The sequence below is a fragment of the Moraxella sp. ZY200743 genome, assembly GCF_050885545.1.
Taxonomy (GTDB): Bacteria; Pseudomonadota; Gammaproteobacteria; order Pseudomonadales; family Moraxellaceae; genus Moraxella; species Moraxella haemolytica.
This window is the reverse complement of sequence record NZ_CP091313.1, coordinates 1,071,831-1,096,709: the sequence shown is the minus strand read 5'-3', so window position 1 is coordinate 1,096,709 and position 24,879 is coordinate 1,071,831. Positions and strand designations below refer to the sequence as shown.

The 24,879-nt window shown below is 43.2% G+C and carries 23 protein-coding genes; 7 read left to right on the top strand and 16 right to left on the bottom strand.

What is annotated here, in order from left to right; genetic code table 11:
• Positions 1-37: 37 nt before the first annotated feature.
• Positions 38-889: a polyphenol oxidase family protein gene (locus L3D27_RS05360; RefSeq protein WP_432481828.1), complete on the bottom strand. Its 852-nt coding sequence runs from the start codon at positions 887-889 to the stop codon at positions 38-40.
• A gap of 8 nt (positions 890-897) precedes the next feature.
• Positions 898-1,908: an RluA family pseudouridine synthase gene (locus L3D27_RS05355; protein WP_432481827.1), complete on the bottom strand. Its 1,011-nt coding sequence runs from the start codon at positions 1,906-1,908 to the stop codon at positions 898-900.
• A gap of 202 nt (positions 1,909-2,110) precedes the next feature.
• On the opposite strand from L3D27_RS05355, the gene L3D27_RS05350 reads away from it, so the two are divergent.
• Both L3D27_RS05350 and L3D27_RS05345 read left to right on the top strand, forming a co-directional pair.
• Complete coding sequence (locus tag L3D27_RS05350) at positions 2,111-3,091, top strand: outer membrane protein assembly factor BamD (RefSeq protein WP_432481826.1); 981 nt, start codon at positions 2,111-2,113, stop codon at positions 3,089-3,091.
• Positions 3,092-3,209: 118 nt separating this feature from the next.
• Complete coding sequence (locus tag L3D27_RS05345; protein ID WP_432481825.1) at positions 3,210-5,309, top strand: DNA primase; 2,100 nt, start codon at positions 3,210-3,212, stop codon at positions 5,307-5,309.
• 73 nt (positions 5,310-5,382) lie between these two features.
• Here L3D27_RS05345 and L3D27_RS05340 read toward each other — a convergent pair whose 3' ends face one another.
• From L3D27_RS05340 to L3D27_RS05330, 3 genes are all read right to left on the bottom strand, one after another.
• Positions 5,383-6,051, bottom strand: a complete 669-nt coding sequence (locus L3D27_RS05340; protein ID WP_432481824.1) for a glutathione S-transferase — start codon at positions 6,049-6,051, stop codon at positions 5,383-5,385.
• 210 nt (positions 6,052-6,261) lie between these two features.
• Positions 6,262-8,970 (bottom strand): DNA gyrase subunit A, encoded by a 2,709-nt coding sequence (gene gyrA, locus L3D27_RS05335; protein ID WP_432481823.1) that lies wholly within the window; start codon positions 8,968-8,970, stop codon positions 6,262-6,264.
• A gap of 137 nt (positions 8,971-9,107) precedes the next feature.
• Entirely contained in the window at positions 9,108-9,827 is a 720-nt protein-coding gene (locus tag L3D27_RS05330; RefSeq protein WP_432481822.1) for an NAD-dependent epimerase/dehydratase family protein, read from the bottom strand.
• Between the two features lie 310 nt (positions 9,828-10,137).
• Here L3D27_RS05330 and rpsT point away from each other — a divergent pair, with 310 nt between their 5' ends.
• Positions 10,138-10,404: a 30S ribosomal protein S20 gene (gene rpsT, locus L3D27_RS05325; RefSeq protein WP_284674481.1), complete on the top strand. Its 267-nt coding sequence runs from the start codon at positions 10,138-10,140 to the stop codon at positions 10,402-10,404.
• A 96-nt stretch (positions 10,405-10,500) separates the two neighbouring features.
• Here rpsT and L3D27_RS05320 read toward each other — a convergent pair whose 3' ends face one another.
• The 7 genes from L3D27_RS05320 to L3D27_RS05290 all read right to left on the bottom strand — a co-directional run bounded on the left by L3D27_RS05320 (position 10,501) and on the right by L3D27_RS05290 (position 16,958).
• The gene (locus L3D27_RS05320; RefSeq protein WP_432481821.1) at positions 10,501-11,349 is read right to left on the bottom strand and encodes a symmetrical bis(5'-nucleosyl)-tetraphosphatase; all 849 of its coding nucleotides are present in this window, start codon (positions 11,347-11,349) and stop codon (positions 10,501-10,503) included.
• Positions 11,350-11,357: 8 nt separating this feature from the next.
• On the bottom strand, positions 11,358-12,215 hold the full coding sequence (gene rsmA / locus L3D27_RS05315; RefSeq protein ID WP_432481820.1) for a 16S rRNA (adenine(1518)-N(6)/adenine(1519)-N(6))-dimethyltransferase RsmA: 858 nt from the start codon (positions 12,213-12,215) through the stop codon (positions 11,358-11,360).
• A gap of 149 nt (positions 12,216-12,364) precedes the next feature.
• A complete protein-coding gene (locus L3D27_RS05310; protein ID WP_284674478.1) occupies positions 12,365-12,949 on the bottom strand; it encodes a manganese efflux pump MntP in 585 nt (194 codons plus the stop codon).
• Positions 12,950-12,958: 9 nt separating this feature from the next.
• A complete protein-coding gene (gene gloB, locus L3D27_RS05305) occupies positions 12,959-13,738 on the bottom strand; it encodes a hydroxyacylglutathione hydrolase (RefSeq protein WP_284674477.1) in 780 nt (259 codons plus the stop codon).
• Between the two features lie 55 nt (positions 13,739-13,793).
• The gene (gene serC / locus L3D27_RS05300) at positions 13,794-14,876 is read right to left on the bottom strand and encodes a 3-phosphoserine/phosphohydroxythreonine transaminase (protein ID WP_432481819.1); all 1,083 of its coding nucleotides are present in this window, start codon (positions 14,874-14,876) and stop codon (positions 13,794-13,796) included.
• A gap of 197 nt (positions 14,877-15,073) precedes the next feature.
• Positions 15,074-16,300 (bottom strand): TIGR03862 family flavoprotein, encoded by a 1,227-nt coding sequence (locus L3D27_RS05295; protein WP_432481818.1) that lies wholly within the window; start codon positions 16,298-16,300, stop codon positions 15,074-15,076.
• Positions 16,290-16,958, bottom strand: coding sequence for an SAM-dependent methyltransferase (locus tag L3D27_RS05290; RefSeq protein ID WP_432481817.1), 669 nt, complete (start codon positions 16,956-16,958; stop codon positions 16,290-16,292). The genes L3D27_RS05295 and L3D27_RS05290 overlap by 11 nt, the downstream gene beginning before the upstream one ends.
• 178 nt (positions 16,959-17,136) lie before the next feature.
• Here L3D27_RS05290 and dnaQ point away from each other — a divergent pair, with 178 nt between their 5' ends.
• The 4 genes from dnaQ to L3D27_RS05270 all read left to right on the top strand — a co-directional run bounded on the left by dnaQ (position 17,137) and on the right by L3D27_RS05270 (position 21,576).
• The gene (dnaQ, locus tag L3D27_RS05285) at positions 17,137-18,489 is read left to right on the top strand and encodes a DNA polymerase III subunit epsilon (RefSeq protein WP_432481816.1); all 1,353 of its coding nucleotides are present in this window, start codon (positions 17,137-17,139) and stop codon (positions 18,487-18,489) included.
• On the top strand, positions 18,486-19,346 hold the full coding sequence (nudC, locus tag L3D27_RS05280; protein ID WP_432481815.1) for an NAD(+) diphosphatase: 861 nt from the start codon (positions 18,486-18,488) through the stop codon (positions 19,344-19,346). The genes dnaQ and nudC overlap by 4 nt, the downstream gene beginning before the upstream one ends.
• Positions 19,347-19,358: 12 nt before the next feature.
• Positions 19,359-20,201: an RnfABCDGE type electron transport complex subunit B gene (locus L3D27_RS05275; RefSeq protein ID WP_284674471.1), complete on the top strand. Its 843-nt coding sequence runs from the start codon at positions 19,359-19,361 to the stop codon at positions 20,199-20,201.
• Positions 20,202-20,286: 85 nt separating this feature from the next.
• The gene (locus L3D27_RS05270) at positions 20,287-21,576 is read left to right on the top strand and encodes a DUF2868 domain-containing protein (RefSeq protein WP_432481814.1); all 1,290 of its coding nucleotides are present in this window, start codon (positions 20,287-20,289) and stop codon (positions 21,574-21,576) included.
• Positions 21,577-21,648: 72 nt separating this feature from the next.
• On the opposite strand, the gene L3D27_RS05265 is transcribed toward L3D27_RS05270, so the two are convergent.
• From L3D27_RS05265 to leuB, 4 genes are all read right to left on the bottom strand, one after another.
• Entirely contained in the window at positions 21,649-22,050 is a 402-nt protein-coding gene (locus L3D27_RS05265; RefSeq protein ID WP_284674469.1) for an ExbD/TolR family protein, read from the bottom strand.
• Between the two features lie 10 nt (positions 22,051-22,060).
• Entirely contained in the window at positions 22,061-22,612 is a 552-nt protein-coding gene (locus tag L3D27_RS05260) for a MotA/TolQ/ExbB proton channel family protein (RefSeq protein ID WP_432481813.1), read from the bottom strand.
• A 35-nt stretch (positions 22,613-22,647) separates the two neighbouring features.
• On the bottom strand, positions 22,648-23,610 hold the full coding sequence (locus L3D27_RS05255; RefSeq protein ID WP_373627301.1) for a hypothetical protein: 963 nt from the start codon (positions 23,608-23,610) through the stop codon (positions 22,648-22,650).
• Positions 23,611-23,790: 180 nt separating this feature from the next.
• Entirely contained in the window at positions 23,791-24,861 is a 1,071-nt protein-coding gene (leuB, locus tag L3D27_RS05250; protein WP_432481812.1) for a 3-isopropylmalate dehydrogenase, read from the bottom strand.
• Between the last annotated feature and the right edge of the window lie 18 nt (positions 24,862-24,879).

Sequence of the window (24,879 nt, the reverse complement as noted above, 5' to 3'; positions counted from 1 at the left end):
TTTAAACTGTCCAATAATCGGTTGTTTTAGATTATTGTCAAATCAGCTTAACCACCACCATCGCCATTCGTCCTGTTGATGGCTTATTGGCGTGGGTCTGGGCACGGTATGAGTAAAAGCGTGGGTCTTGATAAGTGCATGGCACATCGCCACCTATGACCTCAACCCCCAAATGGCTTAGCTGTAATTGAGCAAGCCTGTTTAGATCAATTAGGCATTTGGCATCATCGGTACTATCTTTGATGATGGTGTGATATAAAGCATCAACATCAAAGGCAGTGAGCTGTTTTTGATGTATGCTTGTAATGATGTCATTACCAAGCGTGCGAGTGATTTGATAAGATGACTGGCGAATATGAGCACCAATAATGGCACGGTAGGTTAGATGCGGTTGTTTTTGTCGCATACAAGAGATCGTATTTTTAATGATGCCGTTAGTCAACCCCTGCCAGCCTGCATGCACACAGGCAATGGGTGTCTGGTTGTCATTATGCTTATCATCGCCAAAAATCACAATCGGTACACAATCTGCCGTCATGATGGCAAGTGCTTGCCCTATCTGTGTACCGATCAGTGCATCAGCACACCTAGCATGGATAGATGGCGAACATTCATCAACATTCACCACAACATCGCTGTGCGTCTGATTAAGCCAATGAATGGTATGCACACCATACTCTTTGAATATTCTCAAAAAAGTCGCACGATGAGACAAAACCTGTTTAGGGTCATCTTTGACATGCAAGGCAAGGTTAAACTGCCCATAAATGTCATCTTTGGCGAATTTCTCAAACGCTCCTGCCGTGCTTTGTGCCACCAAAATTTGTGGTGTATGGTGTAGGATAAGTGCTGGGTCGCTGCATGCTGTGCCTGTGGCGTAGGTGGTCATAATGTTTGCTACTGCTGCATTAAGGTATCAATCAAGTCGGTCATGTCGCTAGGCAATGGGGCATAAAACTGCATTGCTTCTCTTGTTTTTGGGTGAATAAAACCGAGCCTATAGGCGTGTAATGCCTGACGAGTGAAGTTTTTTATGGCTTGGCGACATTCATCAGACAGACCTGATTTGATGGGCTGACCATAGACTTTATCCCCCACTAAAGCAAAGCCCAAATGCGACAAATGCACACGGATTTGATGCGTGCGTCCTGTTTTTAGGGTAACATCAAGCAAGCTATATCTGTCGTTTAATGCCGTTGCCTTAATAATGTGCGTCATGGCAGGCTTGCCACCATCTCGTACCGCCATCTTGGTACGCTGTGTCGGATGCCTAGCGATAGGAAGGTCAATGGTACTATGACGCAAAATATCGCTTGGTACGCCTTGGCAGATACATTGGTAGTGGCGATAGACACTCTTATCCTTGAGCTGATCGATTAAGTGTAGTTGTGTGGGCTTGGTACGAGCGACAACCAATAATCCTGTTGTATCTTTATCGATGCGGTGCACCAACCCCGCCCTAGGTATATGGGCGTTATCGGGATAATGATACAATAAAGCATTGACAAGTGTGCCTGTTCGATTCCCTGCACCTGGATGCACAACCATGCCGGCAGGCTTATTAATGACAATCACTTCATCATCTTCATAAACCACCTCAATGGCGATATTCTCTGGAAAATCGCTAGAATGATCCTCAATGACGGCACTAAGATGCAACACATCGCCCAACTTGACACGATATTTTGGCTTTTGAAGGGTGTCATTGACAAGCAGTTGCTTGCTTTCAATGAATGTCTGTAGCTGCGTGCGTGAAAAGTCGGCAAACACGGTGGCTGTTAGCTTATCTAATCTCATGCCTAGTTCATTTTCACAGATGGTATGGCTAAGCTCAATGCGTTTTTGTGGCTGATGATCATCAAACTCAAATTCGCCATCGGTATCAGGCGACATGGCGGTGGTGGTCATGGTGGTTGCTTGCAATTAAAAAATGACTAAATACTTTAGCACATTTATGCTTTTTTTTCTTGTGATTTTTCTAAGATTTTGTTAGTAAAATGATGGCGAAAAGTAATGATGGGTTTTTTTTATTGAAAATTGTGGTAAACTAGCCCAAATTTATGAAAAAATTGTCATTTGCACTTAATACAATACAGACCATGAGGACATTATGAAATCATCACTACAATTAAAACTATTGGCAGCACTTATCACAGGCAGTATTGCCGTTAGTGGCTGTACCACATTAAAAAATGCTGTTGGCAAAAAAGAGCAGGTGGTCGCTACCGCAGAGAAGTCTACTGTTGAGTACTATCAAGATGCCCAAGACGCTTTGACAAACAAACGCTATCGTGAAGCCATCACTGCATTAAATAACATTCGCACTTTTTATCCAACCAGTCGCTATGCAGAATCAGCGTTACTTGATTTAATGTATGCTCAATATCAAGCCAATGACTTTGAAGCGGTAACACAAAGTACTGAGGAGTTCATCAAAGCGTATCCAATCAGTCGCCACATTGACTATGCACTGTACACACAAGGTGTAACACACATGGGTGGCTCGCCAAAGGCATCTCGTCTATTTAAAATGGATCAGTCTCAGCGTGATACTTCTTGGTTGCGTTTGGCATTTCGTGATTTTCAAGCCTTAGTCAGCAACTACCCAAACAGCCCATACACCCCAGACGCCGCTCAGCGTATGATTGCTCTATATAATGACTTCGCTGAACATGAGCTGACAGCAGCTCGTTGGTACATTAAGCGTGATGCTTATCTTGCCGCTGCCAACCGTGCCAAATGGGTATTTCAATATTACCCACAATCAGAGGCGACTCCTGAAGCAATCGCCATCATGGCGTACAGCTATCATAAGCTTGGCATGACTGATACTGCCAATCAGTACAAAACTCTACTACAAATCAATTACCCACAGTATCTAGACAATCAAGGTGGCGTGCGTCTGCCAAATCAAGCAGCAACATCATGGGGCAAGCGAACCTTGTCAATGATTAGCTTTGGTAAACTTGGGCAAAACAAAGATAAATTTGAGCAAGCCAGTAGTGATTACACAGGCGAGACACGCACACAGCTGATTCGTCAAGCGGTAAATTTGGCATTGCCATCAGATGCCGACAGCTTGGCACAATAACACCCATTCACGCTTAAACCTTGCAAATAAACAGGCAAGCAAAAATGGTCAAATATGGCTAGATAAATCATATCAATCCCATAGCAACTATGGGATTGATTGTCATTTTAGGTGGTGTATGCGTATTCCAGAGTCTATTATTGAGCAAATCAACAGTCAAGCCGACCTTGTGGGCATGATACGCCGTCATACAACCCTAAAACCTGCAGGGCGTGAGTTCAAGGGCTGTTGCCCTTTTCATGGCGAAAAAACACCATCATTTTATGTAAACCCTGAATCCAACCTGTATTATTGCTTTGGTTGCGGTGCTAAGGGCAACCCTGTTACTTTTTTAAAAGAGTTTGAACGCATGAGCTTCATGGAGGCAGTCAATGCTTTGTCTGAACAGACTGGCATTGATTTACCCAAAGATGAGGCTTTTGACCAATCCATCAAATATAAAAAAACCAACAAAAAACCAACCCAAACCCCTTCTGCTTTGCCAATGCCCAGTGGCAGTATGGCAATCTTGCCTAGCCAACCCCATGAGCAGGCATTAGGTATACATGATTTATCTCATCGTGATGATGAATTCGCTTGGCATGATGGGCAAGAACTTCATGCAATGTATGAGCAATATGACCCATACCAAGCCCATCAAAGCCTTAATACACCACAAGAAACAGATGAACAAGGCGACTTATACATTCTGCTAGGCAATATCTGTCGTTATTATCAGCACCAACTGCACAATACACCATCAGCAATGGCATATTTTGCCTCTCGAGGGCTAAGTCATGAGACCATTGCCACATTTGAACTGGGCTACGCACCCTCAGGCTGGCAACACTTAGAAGAAAATTTTCCGCATGATATTGAAGGATTAAGACTGCTTGGTTTGGTTCGCACCTCCCAAAAAGGGCGAGATTTTAACCTATTACGAGACAGAGTGATATTTCCCATTAAGGATAAGCAAGGACGAGTGGTAGGTTTTGCAGGGCGTTCGCTTGGTGATGAGATGCCAAAATACATCAATTCATCAGAATCGCCTGTTTTTCAAAAGCAGTTTGTGTTGTACGGTCTATACGAAGCTCGTCAGGCTCGAGCAAACAATTATATCATGGTTGAAGGTTACATGGATGTCATCGCCTTGCATCAAGCAGGCATCTATGGTGCGGTTGCACCGATGGGAACAGCCGCCAACGAAGGTCAAATCGCAAGCCTACTCAAATACAACGATACACTAACCATGTGCTTTGATGGCGATGGTGCAGGACAGCGTGCCGCTTGGCGTGCCTTAGAAGTGGCAGCCCCTGTACTTGCTGACGGCAAACAGCTCAAATTTTTAACCTTGCCTGACAATCACGACCCAGATACCTATATCAAAGCACATGGTGCTGATGCCATGAAAGATGAGATTGATGGGGCGATGAGCACTTCTGATTATGTATTTGGTGTGCTAAGTAGTCGCTACGATGTAAGGTATCCTGAAAATAAAGCTGCCGCCATGGCAACTTTAAAAGAGCTGACTGCCAAATTCCCTAAGGGGTCAAGTTTTAAATGGTGGCTAAACAACGACATTTATCAAAGATTGGGGGCAAAAAAAACAGGCGAAAGACAATCTATTGATAAGGCCAATTATCAGCATTCTACCAATGATAATCTACTGCTATACCTATGCCTACTATACGCACCACACATTGTAGCAGATGATCCATTGACACATATTTTGACACAAGCAGGCGTGATTGATGTGCATGTGGATTTTATTGATAGACTTGAACAGCATCAGCTACATCTACCACCCCTACCCACTTGGCGAAGTCTGGGCGATGATACATTGACGGAACTAACCGATATTATTATGAATCTTGTCAAACTGTCGCAAAGAGACATTATTCGCCCCCTTATCCCCACCACTGATATGCACGCCATCAATGAGCAGGCACACTTTATCATGGCGAGTTTATCAGCAGATACCAGAGAGCTGTTAGCAAATCATTGGGCAGAGTTCTTTAGGCAAATGGGCGAGCAGTCGCACGACGGCATTACCGCTCTTGCCAACGAGCTATTAAGTCAGATGCTCATGGAAACTTTTAAAAAGCAACATGAACAAAGCAAGCACATCATCTTATCTGAAATTCATAAACGCCGTCTGCTAGCACTAAACCAATGGGATAAAATACAAAAAGACAAACTTGCTACAGCTTTGGATAAAAAATCTGTTTCACCTTGTTGAATATTTTATCAAACATTAGGTTGTATGGCACATCAAATAACGAGAAATAACCCACTCTTTATTGTCATTTTTATTAGCTGAATAGCTCCCCACCCTGCTCCACCGCCCTTTGATAAGCACAGCGACTTTCACAGCGTCTTAGGTAGTCTTGTAAGTGCTGAAATTGAACCAAACCGCCACGACTTTGTAGGGCTTTAACGGCAAAATACACCTGAATATCCGCTCCTGTAAAACGATGAGCCACCCAATCTTTATCTGCCAGATGATGATTTAACAAAGAAAAGCAGTCATAGATACTGTCTTTAATCATCAAGTGCTTGATTTTATTGGCAATCGCTTTGGCAACAGGGCGTATCAATACAGGGGATTTGGTGGCTACTTTAGTCATCACCAAATCCATCACCAAAGGTGGCATCATTGAGCTTTCACCAAAATGTAGCCAAAAGGCATAGTCTTCCCATGCCTCCTCATTGGGCAAAAAATGACAATCATTGTCATAATATTTCAAAAGATACTCAATGATGAAACCTGATTCCACCAAAGTTTTTTGACGAGCCTCATCCGCCAATATGGGTGCTTTACCCATAGGGTGAATTTTTCGCATCTGTTTGGGTGCAAGAAAATTTTTATTGCGTTCATGAACGATGATATTAAATGGCGTATGATATACCGCCTGTAATTCACACAGTAGCCACAAAATACGAAAAGAGCGAGAATGGTTTAGATGATGCAAAGTCAGCATAATACCTCTTAATTTAAGGTTATTGTGTAGGTTGTTGTAGTTGATTAGTTACTGATTGGTTGTTTTCAAAATACATATACCACCAAAGATACTCAAAATAAAGCAAACACTCAAACAGTTGGTTGTTAATACACCCTATGGTTAATGGTGTTGAAAACAAAATTGCAAACAAAAAAGGCGAACATCAATCCGCCTTTTTTGCCTTGCTAGTTACTGACCGTCTTGATCAATCTCCACCACTTCGCCATCATCACTACTTTCGCTTAGCTCATCATCGCTTGGCTCTTCGTGCTCCACACACGCAAGCCCCACAAGCGTTTCACTCTCGCCGATGCGAATGAGACGAACGCCTTGTGCATTACGCCCTGCGGTAGCGATTTGGGCGACCGGTGTGCGAACGAGCGTGCCTTTATCAGAAATCAAAATAACGTCTTCATCGCCAGTTACCGCCACAGCCTTAACAAGCTGACCGTTACGCTCTGATGTCTTGATGGCGATTACACCTTGACCGCCGCGCCCTTTGGTTGGATAATCTTCAATGGGCGTGCGTTTGCCATAGCCGTTCTCACACGCTGTCAAAATCTCGCCTGCTTGTGGTGCAACCACCAACGACACCACACGACTGATGGATACCACACTATCGTCATTGGTATCATCTGTATCGTCATCTGTAGGTTCATCGTCATCTAAACCTGCTACGCCAAGATTGGCAAGCAAATTGACACGAAGGCCTCGAACGCCCTTAGCGGTACGCCCCATGGCACGAATGACAGACTCTTTAAAGCGAATTGCCTTACCTTCGTTAGAGAACAGCATGATCTCTTGTTCGCCGTCTGTGATTGCCACCCCAATTAAGGTATCGCCATCCACCAGATCAATGGCTCGTAGCCCATTGGCACGCAAATTAGCAAATTGCGATAATGCCACACGCTTGACTGTACCGCTTGCGGTGGCAAAAAACACAAACTTGCCATCATCAGCAAGGCTCTCCACAGGCAAAATGGCAGTTACGCTCTCATCAGACTCTATGTTGATAAGATTAACAAGCGGTCTTCCCTTTGAGCCACGAGAAGCAATCGGCACCTCAAAGCCACGCAAGCCAAACACACGCCCTGTATTAGTAAAGCATAAAATATGAGCATGGGTGCTAGTAACAAGCAAATGATCAATCACATCATCTTCTTTCATGGCAGTGGCTGATTTACCCTTACCGCCACGCTTTTGGGCTTGGTAGTCGCCAATTGGCTGGGTTTTGGCGTAGCCTGTGCGTGATACAGTCATCACAACCGTCTGTTCTGGGATTAAATCCTCACGGCTAAAATCAGCTCGTGCGTCCACAATATCAGTTTTTCGTTCATCGCCAAAATCATCACGGATTTGAATCAGCTCTGCCTTAATCACGCCCATCAATTTGTCAAAATCTGCCAAAATCATCTGCAAACGAGCAATCTCACCCAAAATCTCTTGGTATTCTTTAGATAGCTTATCCTGCTCCAAGCCTGTTAAACGGTGAAGTTGCATATCCAAGATGGCATTGACTTGGTCAGGCGATAGGCGATATTCTTTATCGTTATTGATTAGCCCAAATGGTGCGTTTAAGTCCTCGCCTTCAATGATGTCTGGACGAACCGATGTTGCCCCTGCTGCTTGTAGCATGGCGACCACACCACCTGATTGCCAAATCCGCCCAAGCAAGTTCTCACGAGCCTCGCTACGATTGGCAGACTTTTTGATGGTTTCAATAATATCATCAATATTGGCAAGGGCAATGGTTAAGCCCTCAAGCAGATGCCCACGAGCTTTGGCTTTATTTAACTCAAAAATGGTACGGCGGGTAACAACCTCTTGGCGATGACGAATGAAGCTTGCTATCAAGTTATGCAAGGTCATCAAGCGTGGCTGCCCATTGTCAAGAGCGACCATATTGATGCTAAAACTAGATTCTAGGGGTGTTTGTAAAAACAGATTATTGACCACAACTTCAGCATTTTCACCACGCCTTAGATCAATGGCAATCCGCATACCTTCTTTATCAGATTCATCACGCACCCCTGTGATGCCGTCTAGTTTTTTATCATTGACCAGCTGAGCGATTTGCTCGATGAGTTTGGCTTTATTGACTTGATAAGGAATCTCGGTAAAAACAATGCGTTCACGGTCTTTTGAGTTCCCTTCCATATTTTCAATGACATAACGACCACGAATATGCAGTCGTCCCTTGCCTGTCATGTAGGCATCACGGATACCACTACGCCCATAGATGATGCCACCTGTAGGAAAATCAGGACCGCTAATATGGCTAGCCAACTCATCTTTTTCAATCATGGGGTTATCAGCATAAGCAAGGCAAGCATTCACCACTTCGGTTAGGTTGTGCGGTGCCATGTTGGTCGCCATACCTACTGCAATACCTGTTGCCCCATTGACAAGCAAGTTTGGCACACGAGCGGGCAATACAGACGGCATTCTTTCAGAGCCATCATAGTTATCTTCCCAGTCCACTGTATCCTTGTCAAGATCAGCAAGCATTTGGTGGGTCAGCTTTTGCATACGCACTTCGGTATAACGCATGGCGGCAGGCGGATCACCATCTACCGAACCAAAGTTACCTTGCCCATCTACCATCATATAACGCATAGAAAATGGCTGAGCAAGACGCACAATCGCATCATACACAGCAGTATCGCCATGCGGGTGATATTTACCGATAACATCGCCCACGACACGAGCAGATTTTTTGTAAGGTTTATTATAGTCATTAGACAGCTCGTGCATGGCGTACATGACACGGCGGTGTACAGGCTTTAAGCCATCTCGTACATCGGGTAAGGCACGAGAGACGATGACACTCATCGCATAGTCAAGGTAGGATTGCTTTAACTCATCAACAATCCCAACGGGGGTTACGCTATCGGTCATAAAAAACCCTTTTTTCGTTTTAAAATCAAGCGTCTATTTTATCATAAACGCACAAAAAATAACACAAAAAAGCCCAGAATTACAGTGTTGATTACTCACAAAATCATCAAAACAGCACTAGTGTCTATCCATCTTAGTCAAGTCATGAATATCATCATGGCTAAATACCAAAAATGAGATGAGTGCTTATGGTACTTATTGTCTTGATGTAGGCGATATGCTATCAAAGACATTGCAGTGGCGACTCGTTTGGGACTAAGGGGAGTTTGTTTATCCAACAAGACAAGACTCTCTAGTCTTTTAACGGTATTTTTAGCAAGATTTAAGCCAAGGGCTAAGCCTGCACTTAAACTGAAGTTTTTTGCATTCTTTAAGGAGAGTTTGTTTTTTGGCAAGGTAAGTTTATGCGGACGAAAGACCACAAGTTTATCAAAGCCCAGTGATTGTAAGCGTTGTTCAACATCGGCTTTGGCGGTGAGCTTTGGGTCTTTGTTGGGGGTATGAACACCTGCTTGCGATAAATAAAACATTCGGGCAACGCCTTTATCCAAACAGCTTTTGGCAAAATCCAGATTAAACAAGACATTCACTTGATAAAATTCATCAAAGCTGACAGCGTCTTTTTTATCCATATCAAGACAGCTAAACGCATCAGTATCAGCACCAATCGGTATACTGGCAATAATGCTGGATAAAGAATCAAAGTTTTGCACATGATAAATGTGTGTGTTTTCTCTGATGCTATAAGGCTGTGTTCGAGTGATGACAATCAAAGTATCATACAATGCCCCAAGCTCTTGCATGAGTACCTGACCGACCTGATTTGAACTGCCAATTAAAATTGCTTTTCTTTTCATAAAACCAAAAAAACACACCAATCAACCCATTTTAACATAAAATGACTTAATTTATATTTATCCCCATGTAAAAGTCTTGCCAAATACCCCAAAAATGCCGTAAAATATACCAATCCTCAGATAAGTATTGATTTTTATTGAGTATTTTTATAGATTTTGATAAAATCATGCTTTATTATGTTAGGCATCGTGTCTATTTTAGGGGCTTTTATTATAAGAGCTTTTGAAAAATGATAATTCGGTGGCTGCCAGAGTTATCACGCTTAGCATATTTAAATTTCACCTTAACATTTTATCTCAAGGATACAACATGGCAAACTCAGCCCAAGCTCGTAAACGCGCTCGTCAAAATACCAAGCGCCGCCAACAACTAGCTTCTCAGCGTTCAATGGTGCGTACTTTCATCAAGCGTGTGAACGCAGCCATTGAAGCAAAATCATACGAATTAGCTACCGAAGCATATAAAAAAGCTGTTCCTGTGATTGACCGTATGGCTGACAAAGGCGTTATTCACAAGAATAAAGCAGCTCGTCATAAGAGCCGTCTAAACAAAGCAATCAAAGCACTACAAGCTTAATTGCTTAATAAAAAAGACCTTCTTGCAAGGTCTTTTTTATGTCATTTTTTATACTGAACGGTTGGAATATTTTTTAGAACGCTTCTGGTGTAATACTTAAATATCCATCGCTTGTAGCCGAATAACAGCACCATCTGACAAACGGTAAGCCACCAAATCACCACCCCATACACAGCCACCATCAAGCGATCGTACATCATCACTGGCAACTTTTGCTTGCAGTGCCGCCCAATGACCAAATAACACCCTTCTTTTTCTTGGGGCGTGCCAAAGAAACCAAGGACGATATCCAGCCGGCATTTTGTCCAGCAAACCTTCTTTAAAGCCAAATTCAAGTACACCATTTTTATCACAAAGACGCATTCTGGTTAGATAATTAGCGATGAGTCTTAGGCGTTTTGCCCCTTTTATGTCATCATGCCAAGGCTCAATTTTTTTGCTGTATAGTTTTGGTAGTAGCTTATCTAGGCTTGACAAATCGCCACTTAAAGCAGTTTGAAGCTCTTTGGCGTATGAATTAGCCTCATCAATGGACCAGTTAGGCGGTATGCCTGCATGGGTCAGCACCGTCTCATCACTAGGAAAGACAAGCAGTGGTTGTGTGCGCAACCAGTTTAATAACTCATCACAATCAGGTGCATCAAAGATGGGGGCTGTTTTATCTTTTGGCTTGGGTGGCATGATGCCACGCCACACTGCAATAAGTGTGATATCGTGATTACCAAGTACGGTAGTCAATGCCCCAATGTCAGAAAGTCGCTTAGCCTCTCTTAGGGTAGATAACGAATCCTCGCCTCTAGCCACAATATCGCCTGCTAGCCAGATTTTATCTTTGGTTTCATCAAAGTCTATCTGTCTAAGTAGGCTTAAAAATACCCCAAAACACCCCTGAAGGTCACCGATGACATACTGATGACGATAAGTTTGGTATGCTTGATGCGTCATGAACCACCTTACTCTTTTAAGGTTGCCATCTTTTGAGCTGCCAAATCAGACAGACGCACAAAATCAGCCACCGACAGCGACTCTGGGCGTGCTTGTGGGCTGATGCCGATATCTTGAAAATCGGCTTCTTCTAAGGTAGGCAACAAAGATACAGACTTAAAAATAGCTCTTAAAGTTTTTCTACGATGATTAAAAGTTTCACGAACAATGATGGCAAACAATGCCTCATCTTGAGCGGTATAAGGTTTTTGCTTAAATGGCGTTAGACGAAATACCGCCGAAGTTACTTTTGGTGGTGGATTAAACGCCCCTTTTGGCACGGTCAATAGATAATCTGCTGTGCAGCAGTATTGCATGATGACGGACAATCGCCCATACTCTTTGCTATTAGGCTCGGCGGTGATACGGTCCACCACTTCTTTTTGGAGCATAAAGTGCATATCCGTGATGACATCACTAAATTCAAGCAGTCTAAACAAAATCGGTGTTGAAATGTTATAAGGCAGATTGCCCACAACACGAAATTCCCCTTTGCCAATCTGTTTTGCCAATGCTCGATAGTCAATGTGCATGGCGTTATCATTGATGATGGTAAAATCAGCATGGCTATTTGCACCAATGTTGATTTTGAGCTGAGCTGCCAAATCACGGTCAAGCTCAATGACCGTCATGCCATTCACTTCCGCCAATAGTGGCTCGGTTAATGCTCCAAGTCCTGGACCGATTTCTAGTAAATTATCCTGACAAGACAAGCGGATGCTAGCAACGATTTGCTGAATGACACTGGTATCATGCAAAAAGTTCTGCCCAAAGCGTTTTCTTGGGGCATGGCGGGCTTCTTGGGGGGTTTTTGGAATATGTCGCATTAGGTTTTGTCAATATGTAATAAAAGTAGAATGCTTAGTGAATATGAAATCCACATCAACCCACCATCATAGCATGATTTTGCTAATTTTTCCATATGGCTAGGGTTGGATAAAAACAGTTAGGAATAATAAAACAGCTTAGCGATATATCATATATGCGTTGTTAAATGGCTATATAAAATCGTGCTACCAATACCAAGCAACACCAGTCCACCAATAAACATCGCCACCCTACCAAAGCGAAATCCCAAGCAGTTGCCCAGATACACCCCAAGAGTTGCCATGATGGTCGTGGCAATACCAATAAGGGTCGCCGCCAACAATATATTCGCTTTTAAAAATGCCAACGACACACCCACAACCAAAGAGTCAATACTGGTAGCAATGGCAGTGATTAGCATCAGCCCAAAGTTGTCTTGAGTGCCTTTATTTGTCTTGGTGGTGTGATGATGTGTATGTGTTTTGGTGGCGGCCTCATGAATAAAACGCAGTCCCAGAAAAAGCAATAAACCAAAAGCGATCCAGTGGTCAATGTAAGACAACCATTGACTGGCAACGCCACCAATCAACCAGCCGATAATAGGGGCAACACCTTCAATCACACCAAAAACAAGACCTGCCTTAAACGCCTGCACCAAGGTTGTCTGACGATCGGTCGCTCCTTTGGCGATTGCACTGGCAAACGCATCCATAGACATGCCAAAAGATAAGGCGGTAAGAGAGACGATACTCATGAATCAATATCAACCACTAAAATTGTTTTTTAGTTCACGCAAGGCAGTAAAGACCGCCAAAGCCGAGTGGTCTTTTTGGGAGTGATTTTTACCAATGCTGTCATAAAGATTGTCATGATGGGTGTGCAAAAAGACATTGATGCGTCTTTCCTGCTCAAGCGTGGTTGGCAGTGATGGCTGTCCTTGTGCCAGCTTTTCTTGGGTAAGATTGATGGCGTGAGCAATATCATCTTTATATTCATCAGTACATACTGACAGACCAAATCTTAAATTAGCAAGTGTGTATTCATGAGCAGGATAAAACAGTGTATCTGTCGGTAGTTGATTAAAGCGAGTCATGCTATCATAAAGTTCTTTAATCGTTCCTGTAAACACACGACCACAGCCACCACTAAACAAAGTATCGCCACAAAATACAAGCAACTTATCATCTGCTTGGCACAGATAAGAAAGGTGCGTATCGGTATGCCCTGCTGTTCGCCATGTAGTAAACTCTGCCCCAAGCAACTCAAATCTGTCGCTCTCATCCACAAATATCCCATCAAGACCATGCTCACGATGAGCAATAATCTGTATGTCTGGATAGACATCTTGAATGGCTGATACACCACCGATGTGGTCATCATGGTGGTGCGTGATGAGTATGGCGATGGGGTTGAGCTGATATTGAGCCAAGTGTTTGATGACAGGCGTAGCTTCACCTGGATCAACGATGATGGCTTGATTGTCCTGACTGATTACCCAGATATAGTTATCGCTAAATGCTTTTAGGGCGGTAATGGCAAGCATATTTCTTCCTGTTTTGGCTTTGATCACATACCTTTGGTTTTGGTAATGATGTGCATTAAGCGTGTTTTTGCTCAAAGTCTTTCATAAATGCCACCAGTGCCTGCACCTGCTCTAAGGTGATGGCATTGTAAATACTAGCACGCATACCGCCAACAACACGATGACCTTTTAGGTTTAGTAGTCCTGCTTTTTTACTTTCTTCCAAAAACAGCTTATCTAAGGCTGCATCCGCCAGCTGAAACGGCACATTCATGATGGAGCGATACTGCGGATTGACCTTGTTGGCATAAAAATCGCTCTCATCAATGGTGCGATAAAGCAAGTCAGCTTTTTTACGATTGATCTTGGCAATGGCATCTACCCCACCATTATCCAATAACCACTCAAATACCAAACCTGACAGATACCATGCATAAGTTGATGGCGTATTTAACATACTGTCATTGTCAAATTGATTTTTGTAGTTCATGATGTTTGGACACCATGCAGATGCTTGTTCCATCAGGTCTTTGCGAATAATCACTAAGGTTAGCCCTGCAGGACCGATATTCTTTTGAGCTCCTGCATAAATCACGCCAAAGTCATTAACATCAATGGGTGTGGATAAAATACAAGATGAAAAATCTGCCACAATAGGAACATCTACTTTTGGTGTCTCAAATATCTGAACGCCATGAATGGTCTCATTTGGGCAATAGTGAAAATATGTCGCCTTATCGGACAGCTGCCAAGTATCCATGCTTGGCACATCAGTACCATCGCCTTGGGCAACCAGATTGATTTTACCAAGTCCAAGAGATTCGTAGCGTTTGGCTTCTGTATACGCCTTTTGTGACCAACTACCTGTAATCAGATGGTCTGCCGTACCGCCATTGAGTAGATTTAGTGGTATGGCTGAAAACTGCAATGCCGCCCCACCCTGCAAAAACAGCACCGCATAATCATCGCCAATACCCATCAGCTTACGCAAGTCTTGCTCAGCTTTGGTGGCAATCTCAATATAATCAGCACTTCTATGGCTAATCTCCATCACAGAAGTTCCTGTGCCACGCCAATCTAACAGTTCGGCTTGGGCTTTTTGGAGAACAGTGGTCGGCATTGATGCAGGACCTGCACAAAAATTAGCAAGACGCTTCATAAAAAATTCCTATAGATAAGCAAGTAGACAGCTAAAATCGCCATCATTCATCATGAATCTGTTGGTATTGTAGCAGATTGTGCACAAAAATTGGCGTTTTTCGCACTAAATTTTTGGGCGAAAGCCAATGGCGTAAGATTTATTTTTCATCAAAGCCGCCCATACCATAGCACCAGTCAATCATTGCTGTTATTGGGCTATGTTTTGGTATTTTTATTCAATAAGGTAGCTATATGATGCCCTACCGCTCGACCCATGGCAAGACAAGCAGTTAATAGATAACCACCTGTAGGTGCATCCCAATCTACCATCTCTCCTACTACGAATAGGTGTGGATTGTGTCGTGATTGCAGGGTGTGATTTAATGCTGATAATTTCACCCCACCACCTGTGCTAATCGCTTCATCTATAGGACGAAAGCCGTCAAAATAAATTGGTAATGCCTTGATAAAACTAGCCATTTTTTGAAAATCTGACCAATCGTTTTTGTTGGTGCATTCTCTTAATAAAGCGGTTTTAATGGGGTCAAGCCCTATTTTTCGACACAGGTTATTTAAAGATTGTTTTTTGATTTGCGTAAAGACTTTGGTAATGAATTGGGACGACTTATCAGGCAACAAATCAAGCGTTAGGCAGATTTTTCCTTGCGTGTCTAGTTCATCTTTCATGGAGCGATTAAGTTTATAGATAACACCGCTTTCCATGCCATAATGACTGATGATGATATCGCCATAATCTGTATGCTTACCAACACTTGCCCTTACTCGCTTTAATGCCTGCCCAAAGTGGCTGTGCATAAAAGGCGACCATGTACGCTCTATGCCAACATTGCTAGCATAAAGAGGGGTTAGCTCATCTTGACCAAACCACGCTTGCCACGCCCCATCATTACCCAAGCGAGCATATGAGCCACCACCGCACGCCAAGATAATAATATCAAAAGACCGACTAATTACTCCTATCGGCTGACCATCTTTATCATGTATGCTAAAAGTTGCCATGTCATCATGAATGTCAGTACAACGATGTCGATAGTAGATGCGCACACCCTGTTCATCTAGACGGTGCAACCACGCTCTTAGTAGTGCTGACGCTTTCATTTGCGTAGGGAAAATTCGTCCGCTTGAGCCAATATAACTGTCAATACCAAGTCCACTCATCCACGCTTGAATGTCATTAGCATGAAACTGACGCACCCAGTTACCGATACGCACATCGCTATAACGAGTGATGAACTCATCAAGTGGCTCACTGTGCGAGATGTTGAGCCCTGTTTTGCCCGCCATGAGTAGCTTTCTACCAGCTGTTGGCATCTGTTCATAGACCTGCACACTAATGCCTGATGCCGAAAGTATTTCTGCTGCCATAAGCCCTGATGCCCCTGCCCCAATGATGGCAACAATGGGCGTATGATTATGCATCATGGTCTGCTTGTATGGCTTGATTGCTTTTTTGGCCATCAGCATCATCAAAACGAGTTTGGTAGTAGTTGGGCTTTAAGATGGTCAATTCTTGACAAACTTCACCCCGTGCTAGGTACTTAATTTCAAAATGTGTACGAACAGAATCACTCTTAATCACACATCGTTCATAAGGCAGTAGCCACACTTCATCAAGTAGTTTTTGTGCTTCGTCAATGTATTCACCAATGTTACTGGCGATTGTAATGGTTGCCCCTGCTTTTAGTCGTGATACCAAAAACTCAAAAAATGGCATATTCAGCCAACGCTGATTTTTGTTGGCAGGTTCTGGATTGGGGTATAAGATGAATACGCCATCTAAAGAATTGGGCAGGATATGATGTGCGGTATAAGTAATGGCATCGGCATGTACGGCAGTCAGATTATCCAGATTTTCACCATCCGCTTGTTTTTTGAATGCCAAAAACTTCTCTTGAGTGCGTTCGATGGCGATAATATGTTTATCAGGATTTTGTTTGGCAAACGATAAGGCGTGTTTTCCCTTGCCTGCACCAATTTCAAGAAATAAGGGACGAGTAGTAAAAATGGGCGTAGTGCCTTTTGGGGCAAAAATAGCATCAGTGCGAAACTGGCGTTCAAAGCGGTGAGATAATTCGGTCATGGCAGATTACTGGTTGATTAAAACTTTATAATTAGGCGAATGATAAGACCTTATTATAACAAATTTGTCATAAAAAACTGCACAAATCTACGAATTTTTACCTTTAGCCCTGCCTTTAAAATGACAAAACAAGCATGATGATTTATAATGACGCATCATTTATCTTTGGTGGTGGTTTATGAAAGATTTTATTGTTGCATATACAGATGGGGCTTGTAAGGGTAATGGCAAGCAAGGTGCATCAGTGGGTGGCTTTGGGGCACACATTTTATACCCTAATGGCGATATACTAAATATATGGGGCGGAGAGAGCGACGCAACGAATAACCGCATGGAGCTAATGGCGGCAATTGTTGCCCTAAAGCGCACACCCTTTAAGATGCCCATTCAGATTTGGACAGATTCTGGCTATGTCAAAGACGGTATTACCAAATGGATTTTTAACTGGAAAAATAACGGCTGGAAAAAAGCTGATAAAAAGCCCGTGCTAAATGTTGAGCTTTGGCAGGAGCTTGATCAATTAACACAAGGTCGTAGCATTGATTGGCAATGGATTAAAGGTCATGCAGGTCATGCAGGCAATGAGATGGCAGACACACTTGCCAATCAAGGCGTTCTGGGTGCAGGCGAGTCATTCATTGCTCACGATGGTAATGACAATCAAAATAATAACAACGACAATGACTCAACTGTCGGTCAAAAAAACACTCATATAGCAGACAATGCAGACGACAGATCATCTGTATCGCTTGGCTTTACCATCAGCCCAGATGACAACCAAAATCCCAATTATGATGGCAATACCCGCAGGGTTAATCCGGACTTTTGGGCAATATTACCAAAACCTGTCAATCGTGGTGTCAGCAACCGACAACTGATTATGGATACAGAAACCACAGGTTTTGATGACCGAAGTGGCGACCGCATTGTTGAGGTGGGTATTGTTGAGATGGTTGGTCGCCGTTTTACTGGCAACAAACTACATGTCTATATCAACCCTGACAAAGTAATGGATGAAGAGGTCATTCGAGTGCATGGTATCGCCAATGAATTTTTGGTGGATAAACCAAAGTTTGCTGATGTGGCTCATGCCATTTATGAATTCATGGTGGATAGCGAAATCATAGCACATAACGCACCATTTGATATGCGGTTTTTGAACATGGAATTTGCCAAAGTGGGACTGAGCGATTTTCACGAGCGTGTCAAAGTAACCGACTCGCTTGCCATCGCCAAAGAACTCTACCCTGGTCAAAAAAACTCTCTTGATGCACTCGTGCGTCGTTTAGATGTCGGTAAACAAGATCGTACTTTCCACGGAGCTTTATTAGACTCTGAGATTTTAGCAGAAGTTTATCTTGCCATGACAGGCGGACAAATTGCCATGCACATGGAATATACAGATGACGATGGCTCTGGTCTAACCGCTGCATCGGGCTTTTCTAGCTTGGCAGAATTTGCAACCATGCTTAAAGCATCAGTCAGCGATGAGTCTGCCGACCAAGCGTGGCGTGAATCGGTGCTATCATGACTGTTCGTTACTTTGTGATTGACAAAGACAGCGTACTGTGTGATGAGCAAAGCTATCCTGTGCTTTTTGTTGGACCATTTCATGATCAGATGATATCCTTAGCATTTGGCGAGATTCATGGTAACAAGCCTACCAGTAGTAGCCTAGATATCCATCCATTTGCCATCTCAAAAGATGACGCTCTTAATGCCAAGCTCATCAGTATGCACGGCAATATCTGCGTTCATGCCAAGCATAAGTCCCTACAGTTTTTGAGCTATCGTCATATCGTAGGTATGCTAGATACATTAATGGCACAAACCATTAGCCGTGCCATACAGCTGATCTTATGGCAAAGCGACCACCGTTTTTGTTCTCGCTGCGGCAAACCCACCCATGTTCATCAGTACGAACACGCCATGGTCTGTCGCCATTGTCATCATAGAGCCTATCCACGAGTACAACCCTGTGTCATCGTCGCCATTACTCGTGTTTGTCCTGATACCCATTGTCGCCAGATACTACTTGCTCATCATCATCACCACAAAGATACAGGCATGTATGGTCTGATTGCAGGCTTTATAGAGGCAGGCGAGTCGCTAGAGGCGGCGGTAGTTCGTGAAGTGCAAGAGGAAGTTGGACTATGTATCACGAATGCCAGATATCTAAGTAGTCAGCCATGGCCTTATCCAAGCAATCTAATGCTTGGCTTTATTGCTGATTATCAAAGTGGTAACATTCACCTACAGGAGGATGAACTGGCTGATGCACAGTTTTTTGATATCAAGCATTTGCCAAAAATACCCAGTAAAGGCACGATAGCTTACGAGCTTATTCAAGCAGTCGTTCGCATTGACGAATCTTTATCCGCCATTTGAATTTGATAAAATATGAGCATCGCTACTGACCGATTAGACAACCTTCCTGTACTATTCTCACCATTAACCCTAGATGAGATTGACAAGAACAAACGCATCGCCATCGCACAGATAGATGCCATCTTGCCACAAACCCAATGTGGGCAATGTGGGCATCACGATGGTTGCCTGCCTTATGCTCACGGTGTCATCATGAATCAAGAACCACCAAATTTATGCGTACCAGGTGGTCAGGTGGTTACTGATGGTATCACACAGATTTTGGGTGTTCTACCCATGACTGCCACACCAAGCAAATGGCAAACCGACCCCAAGACAAACCGACCCAGTGAGATGCGTGCCGTCATACAAGAAGCAGACTGTATTGGTTGCACTAAGTGTATTCCTGCCTGCCCTGTTGATGCCATCATCGGCACAGCCAAACACATGCACAGTATCATTACCGAGCTTTGTACAGGTTGCGAATTATGTCTGATTCCATGCCCTGTGGACTGCATTGATTTGGTTGCACATGTACGCACACTTGATGATACGGCTCGCACCCAAGAGCAAAATCATCTCCGACAACGCTACCATCAGCATTTAAACCGTGTTGAAGCCACCATTAAGCAAGGTGCAAAACCTGTGGTCAGTACTGTCGAGTCAGCGATGGCAAATGTCCTAAGCACCACCCACAATCACACCACCACGCCAAACATTGACCCAATCACAGCAAAAAACACCATCGTTGCTGCCAAACTTAGAACTCAGATTAAAAAACTCAATAAGCAGTTATCTATACATGATAATGACGAAATACGGACAAAGTTAGCACAATTAACCGAGCAGTTACAATCATTAGAACATGACTCATGACGCTTGATTGAGTCATTATTTACCAGACAATTGCTTTTAATCATCTTAAATCATCTCTCCAACGCCACTTTAATCAGGTGATGTTATGACACACGCCCCAAACCACGAGCATACCGAATTGGTACGCCGACTTGAAGAAAACCGTTTTATTTTTGCTCAAAATCCAAAGACCATCACAGACGCCATCAAAACAGATACTGGTACACCCCTTGACAAAATCCTAACCAGAGCATACAGGATTGACAGTAATGGTAAAATTGCAAGCACACTAACCCAGTCCAAAAAACTCATCAAAGGCTCATCGCAACTGCTTAGTATGGGATGTTTTTTGCTTGGGTTTGTCGGTGTTTTTGGATTGCTTGGCTCACAGGTGGTGAATTTCTTTTATGTGGTACTGGCAGTACTAGGCTGGCATACTTTATCAATGCTTTGGTGGCTATACAGCCTATTTAGACGAGATGATGAGTCTTTTTTTATGGTGGTTTATGAACAACTTACTCTAAAAAAACCATTGCTGTACCAACTCATCAATCCTGACAACCCCACTGTTCTTGAACACGCATTCGCTCTGCAATCCGACATTCATCGCCCCATCAAAAGATGGTATATAGGCAAAATCATACATCAAGCTTGGCTGTCGTCTTTGTTTGGAACATTAGTGGCATTGCTGTGTTTATTCTTATTTCGTCGTTATGACTTTATATGGGAATCTACCTTATTGACCGACATACATTTTGCCAAGTTCATGAATTTGTTTGGGGCCTTGCCTACTGTTTTTGGTTTTGATTTACCCAGTGCGGATATGCCCAAAAGCGAACAGAACGCTCGGTTTGCTTGGCTTACCATGCTATGTATCGTTTTATATGGTATCTTGCCTAGATTGATGGGTTATGTGGTATGCGTGGTGAAATCTGCTACTTATTTTACGATTGATATCAAGTCTTATTATTATGCCAATTTAATTCGTCAATTTAGTCAGCATATCATTGATCAAGATGATCATCGCCCAGACACACTAAGTAGCCAGCCCATCATTGATGTGCATGATAAATCATTCATCTTAGCAACGCTAGAATACCCCATGAATGATGCCATTAACACAACAGAACCTGTGAATATCTGCCATGAATTTGGAGTAATTAACGATAAAAATAGCTTAATGCTTGCCATCAACACCACCAAACAAGCCAATGCTTTCATTTATCTTATCATTGATGTGCATATTTTGCCCGACCGTGGCATGGTAAGACGGATTATGGCATTGGCACAGACAGGCTTAGTGGTTCGCTTAGCAGGTATTGATGATGCTCAAAATAGCCATCATCATACATGGCAACAAAAACTAAAAGAGCTTGGTGTGATGATGGTTGAATGAACAACTTTTCTTTATCGGCAAAATCTTTGTAAAAAAATAAGCCTGTCATCAAGGCTTATTTTTTATTTAGAATCACTCACTCACAAAAGCAATTTTAGATAGTCCTGCACTACTTGCCGTTGCCAATACTTGTGCAACCATATCGTATTTGCCTTCACGGTCAGCACGCAGATGCACTTGTGGGTCATCGCCCTTAGCGACTTCATTCCCAAAGCGTTGTTCCAGCTCAGCAAGGCTAATTTTCTCACTGTCCCAGTAGATATCACCATGACTATCAATACTAATTTGTAGTACTTGGGGTGGTTGTTCATTGACGGTAGCAGTGGTCTTTGGCAGATCTAGTGGTACAGTCGGATTTAGAACCGTTGCCGTTACCAAAAAGATAATCATGAGTACGAGCATGATGTCAATGAGTGGAATAAGATTCATTTCACTCATGCCTTGATTGTCGCTGTCTCCCAGTTCAAAAGCCATCGCTTACTCCTTATTTGGCGGTTTCTGCCAAGATTTGATGTGCGGTATCATTAGCAACATGAATGGCACGGCGGTTCATGCGAGTGGCAATATTGTAAAATAGTACCGCAGGGATAGCAACCGCCAAGCCCAAACCTGTCATAATCAGTGCTTCGCCCACCGGTCCTGCCACCTGTGCTAAGCCAGCTTGTCCACTTTTAGCGATGCTATGTAGAGCATGAAAGATACCCCAAACCGTACCAAACAAACCAATGAATGGTGCGATAGCAGCAGTCGTACCTAAAATCGGTAGACCTTTTTCCATCTCAAAACGATAGTTGGCAATTTTTTGCAATAATTTTTGCTCAACAACCATTTTTCTTTGGCTAAATTCCAAACCAACCACATCCGCACTTGACAAGACGGACTGTCTTAGATCATCGCCAATGTGTTTGCCCAGTCGAGATGACTGTACAACACGCACAATGCCTGCTACCCACGAGATGATAGATAGGGCAAATAAGATGAAGAATAAAGCCTTACTAACGGCGTCAGTATGACCCCAATAAAATGCAAAATCCATAAAACTTCCTCATAAAAATCTAAATTTTTATTAAACTAACGAATATTAAAGCTCATCGGTAAAACTGCCGTACCTCGAGCTGGATTACCCCGCTCATCTTTAAAGGGATTAAAAGATGCTGCTCTAATAGCTTTGATAATCTGCCTATCAACATTCTTACCCAGGCCAGTATTTACCCCTGTGGCACTGATGATTCTGCCCTTTTCATCAATTTTTAGATGAACGGTAAATGATATGGTGCCAACTTTAGCATTCTCACTCACTTCAACATTGGAAAAATTTGGCTTGCGTCGCCAACTGGCATTCGCTTTAGCGGCAGAAATGGTGATATCACCAATTTGAGTGCCTGTACCACGACCAATTTGATTACTGGCATGATTGGATGCGTTGTTTGCTTTTGCAGCAGCTTCAGCCTCTGCCCTTGCTTTGGCGTCTGCTTCAGCTTTTGCACGAGCATCTGCTTCGGCTCTAGCTTTCGCTTCCGCCTCTGCTTTTTGTCGTGCTGCTTCGGCGGCAGCCTTTTCTAGTCTTTGTCTTTCCGCTTCGGCTCTTTGTTGAGCCTCCCATCTTGCTTGTGCTTCAGCCTGTTGCTTTGCTAAAATTTCCGCTTGGCGATTGACTTCTTGCGGATCTAATTGTGGCTCTTGTTGTTTGCGTGGCTCACTTGGTGGGGGTTTTAACTGGGGCTGTTCTTTGACTGGCTCAGCTTTCGGCTTGGGAGCTGGTGGTCGTGGATCAGGATTTTTTTCAACTTTTGGAGCGGTGATGGGCTTGATGGGTTTTAGCATGGGGACAACCTCATCTAGCACTTGTTCAATCTTGACTTCTTTGACAGGCTCAATAATTTCCACCTTGATAGGTGGCGTGATTTTTAGTGTTTTTAGCTCAGGAAATTCCATTTTTGCCAAGCCCACAGCCACTAAACCATGCAATGCAAGTGCGACCCCAAGGGCGATCAGTTTGATGTTATTTTTAGAGATAGAATTGACATCACTCATGTTAGCCTACTGCTTTATGATATAATATACCGACAGGAACGGACGGCATACCGAAAATTTAATGGGTATATTTTCCATCTAAGAAAACTTATTATAACATAATGAGAATAGTTTGCAAATAAAAAAATATCATAAAAAAGCAGAGACACCTGATCTCTGCTTATCTTTCATGCAATGCACTTACATTGCATTTAGCACCGCTTCCCCCATCTTGCTACAGCTGACCAATTTAGTACCCTCTTCATAGATATCTGCCGTGCGATAGCCATCTGCCAACACTTTTTGTACCGCACATTCCACTTGCTTGGCACGACTTTCATCGCCCAAGCTATAGCGAAGAAGCATCGCAAGCGATAAAATGGTCGCCAGCGGATTTGCCTTATCCTGTCCTGCAATATCAGGAGCAGAGCCATGGCTTGGTTCATAAAGCCCCTTGCCGTTTTCATCAAGGCTTGCTGACGGTAGCATGCCAATGGAGCCTGTCAGCATTGACGCTTGGTCGGATAAAATATCACCAAAAATATTGCCTGTAGCAACAACATCAAACTGCTTAGGGTTTTTGACCAGTTGCATTGCCGCATTATCCACATACATATGAGACAACTCAACCTCTGGATATTCTTTTGCCATATCAGTAAAAATCTGTTTCCACAGTTCGGTGGTTTCTAGTACATTGGCCTTATCCACACTGCACAGTTTTTTATTTCTTTTTTGAGCAGCTTCAAAAGATACTTTGGCAATGCGACGAATCTCACTCTCGCTATATCGCATCGTATTAAAGCCCTCTCGTTCACCTTTATCGTTGGTAATAATACCTCGTGGTTCACCAAAATAAATATCGCCTGTCAGCTCTCGCACGATTAAAATATCTAGCCCTGATACGATTTCAGACTTTAAAGTGGAAGCGTTCGCTAATTCTTTGTAAAGAATCGCAGGACGCAAATTGGCAAACAAATTTAAGTCTTTACGAATCGCCAAAAGCCCTCTTTCAGGTCTAAGTGGGCGGTCCAAATTGTCGTATTGCGGACTACCTACCGCTCCAAGTAGTACCGCATCGGCTTTACGCACAAGCTCTTGAGTTTGGGTAGGATAAGGCGAGCCGTATTTGTCATATGCCGAACCGCCCAAATAGGCGTATTCATAGCTTACATCCAAACCGTCAGCGATGAGTTTATCAAGCACCTTAACAGCTTGGGCGATGATTTCAGGGCCGATACCGTCACCGTTTAAAATTGCGATGTGTTTTGTCATAGTTTTTTCCTTTTTAAG

Excerpts from the sequence above, each read along its gene's own strand:
- L3D27_RS05360 (WP_432481828.1), bottom strand. The coding sequence starts at position 889 with ATGACCACCTACGCCACAGGCACAGCATGCAGCGACCCAGCACTTATC.
- L3D27_RS05355 (WP_432481827.1), bottom strand. The coding sequence starts at position 1,908 with ATGACCACCACCGCCATGTCGCCTGATACCGATGGCGAATTTGAGTTT.
- L3D27_RS05350 (WP_432481826.1), top strand. The coding sequence starts at position 2,111 with ATGAAATCATCACTACAATTAAAACTATTGGCAGCACTTATCACAGGC.
- L3D27_RS05345 (WP_432481825.1), top strand. The coding sequence starts at position 3,210 with ATGCGTATTCCAGAGTCTATTATTGAGCAAATCAACAGTCAAGCCGAC.
- L3D27_RS05340 (WP_432481824.1), bottom strand. The coding sequence starts at position 6,051 with ATGCTGACTTTGCATCATCTAAACCATTCTCGCTCTTTTCGTATTTTG.
- gyrA (WP_432481823.1), bottom strand. The coding sequence starts at position 8,970 with ATGACCGATAGCGTAACCCCCGTTGGGATTGTTGATGAGTTAAAGCAA.
- L3D27_RS05330 (WP_432481822.1), bottom strand. The coding sequence starts at position 9,827 with ATGAAAAGAAAAGCAATTTTAATTGGCAGTTCAAATCAGGTCGGTCAG.
- rpsT (WP_284674481.1), top strand. The coding sequence starts at position 10,138 with ATGGCAAACTCAGCCCAAGCTCGTAAACGCGCTCGTCAAAATACCAAG.
- L3D27_RS05320 (WP_432481821.1), bottom strand. The coding sequence starts at position 11,349 with ATGACGCATCAAGCATACCAAACTTATCGTCATCAGTATGTCATCGGT.
- rsmA (WP_432481820.1), bottom strand. The coding sequence starts at position 12,215 with ATGCGACATATTCCAAAAACCCCCCAAGAAGCCCGCCATGCCCCAAGA.
- L3D27_RS05310 (WP_284674478.1), bottom strand. The coding sequence starts at position 12,949 with ATGAGTATCGTCTCTCTTACCGCCTTATCTTTTGGCATGTCTATGGAT.
- gloB (WP_284674477.1), bottom strand. The coding sequence starts at position 13,738 with ATGCTTGCCATTACCGCCCTAAAAGCATTTAGCGATAACTATATCTGG.
- serC (WP_432481819.1), bottom strand. The coding sequence starts at position 14,876 with ATGAAGCGTCTTGCTAATTTTTGTGCAGGTCCTGCATCAATGCCGACC.
- L3D27_RS05295 (WP_432481818.1), bottom strand. The coding sequence starts at position 16,300 with ATGATGCATAATCATACGCCCATTGTTGCCATCATTGGGGCAGGGGCA.
- L3D27_RS05290 (WP_432481817.1), bottom strand. The coding sequence starts at position 16,958 with ATGACCGAATTATCTCACCGCTTTGAACGCCAGTTTCGCACTGATGCT.
- dnaQ (WP_432481816.1), top strand. The coding sequence starts at position 17,137 with ATGAAAGATTTTATTGTTGCATATACAGATGGGGCTTGTAAGGGTAAT.
- nudC (WP_432481815.1), top strand. The coding sequence starts at position 18,486 with ATGACTGTTCGTTACTTTGTGATTGACAAAGACAGCGTACTGTGTGAT.
- L3D27_RS05275 (WP_284674471.1), top strand. The coding sequence starts at position 19,359 with ATGAGCATCGCTACTGACCGATTAGACAACCTTCCTGTACTATTCTCA.
- L3D27_RS05270 (WP_432481814.1), top strand. The coding sequence starts at position 20,287 with ATGACACACGCCCCAAACCACGAGCATACCGAATTGGTACGCCGACTT.
- L3D27_RS05265 (WP_284674469.1), bottom strand. The coding sequence starts at position 22,050 with ATGGCTTTTGAACTGGGAGACAGCGACAATCAAGGCATGAGTGAAATG.
- L3D27_RS05260 (WP_432481813.1), bottom strand. The coding sequence starts at position 22,612 with ATGGATTTTGCATTTTATTGGGGTCATACTGACGCCGTTAGTAAGGCT.
- L3D27_RS05255 (WP_373627301.1), bottom strand. The coding sequence starts at position 23,610 with ATGAGTGATGTCAATTCTATCTCTAAAAATAACATCAAACTGATCGCC.
- leuB (WP_432481812.1), bottom strand. The coding sequence starts at position 24,861 with ATGACAAAACACATCGCAATTTTAAACGGTGACGGTATCGGCCCTGAA.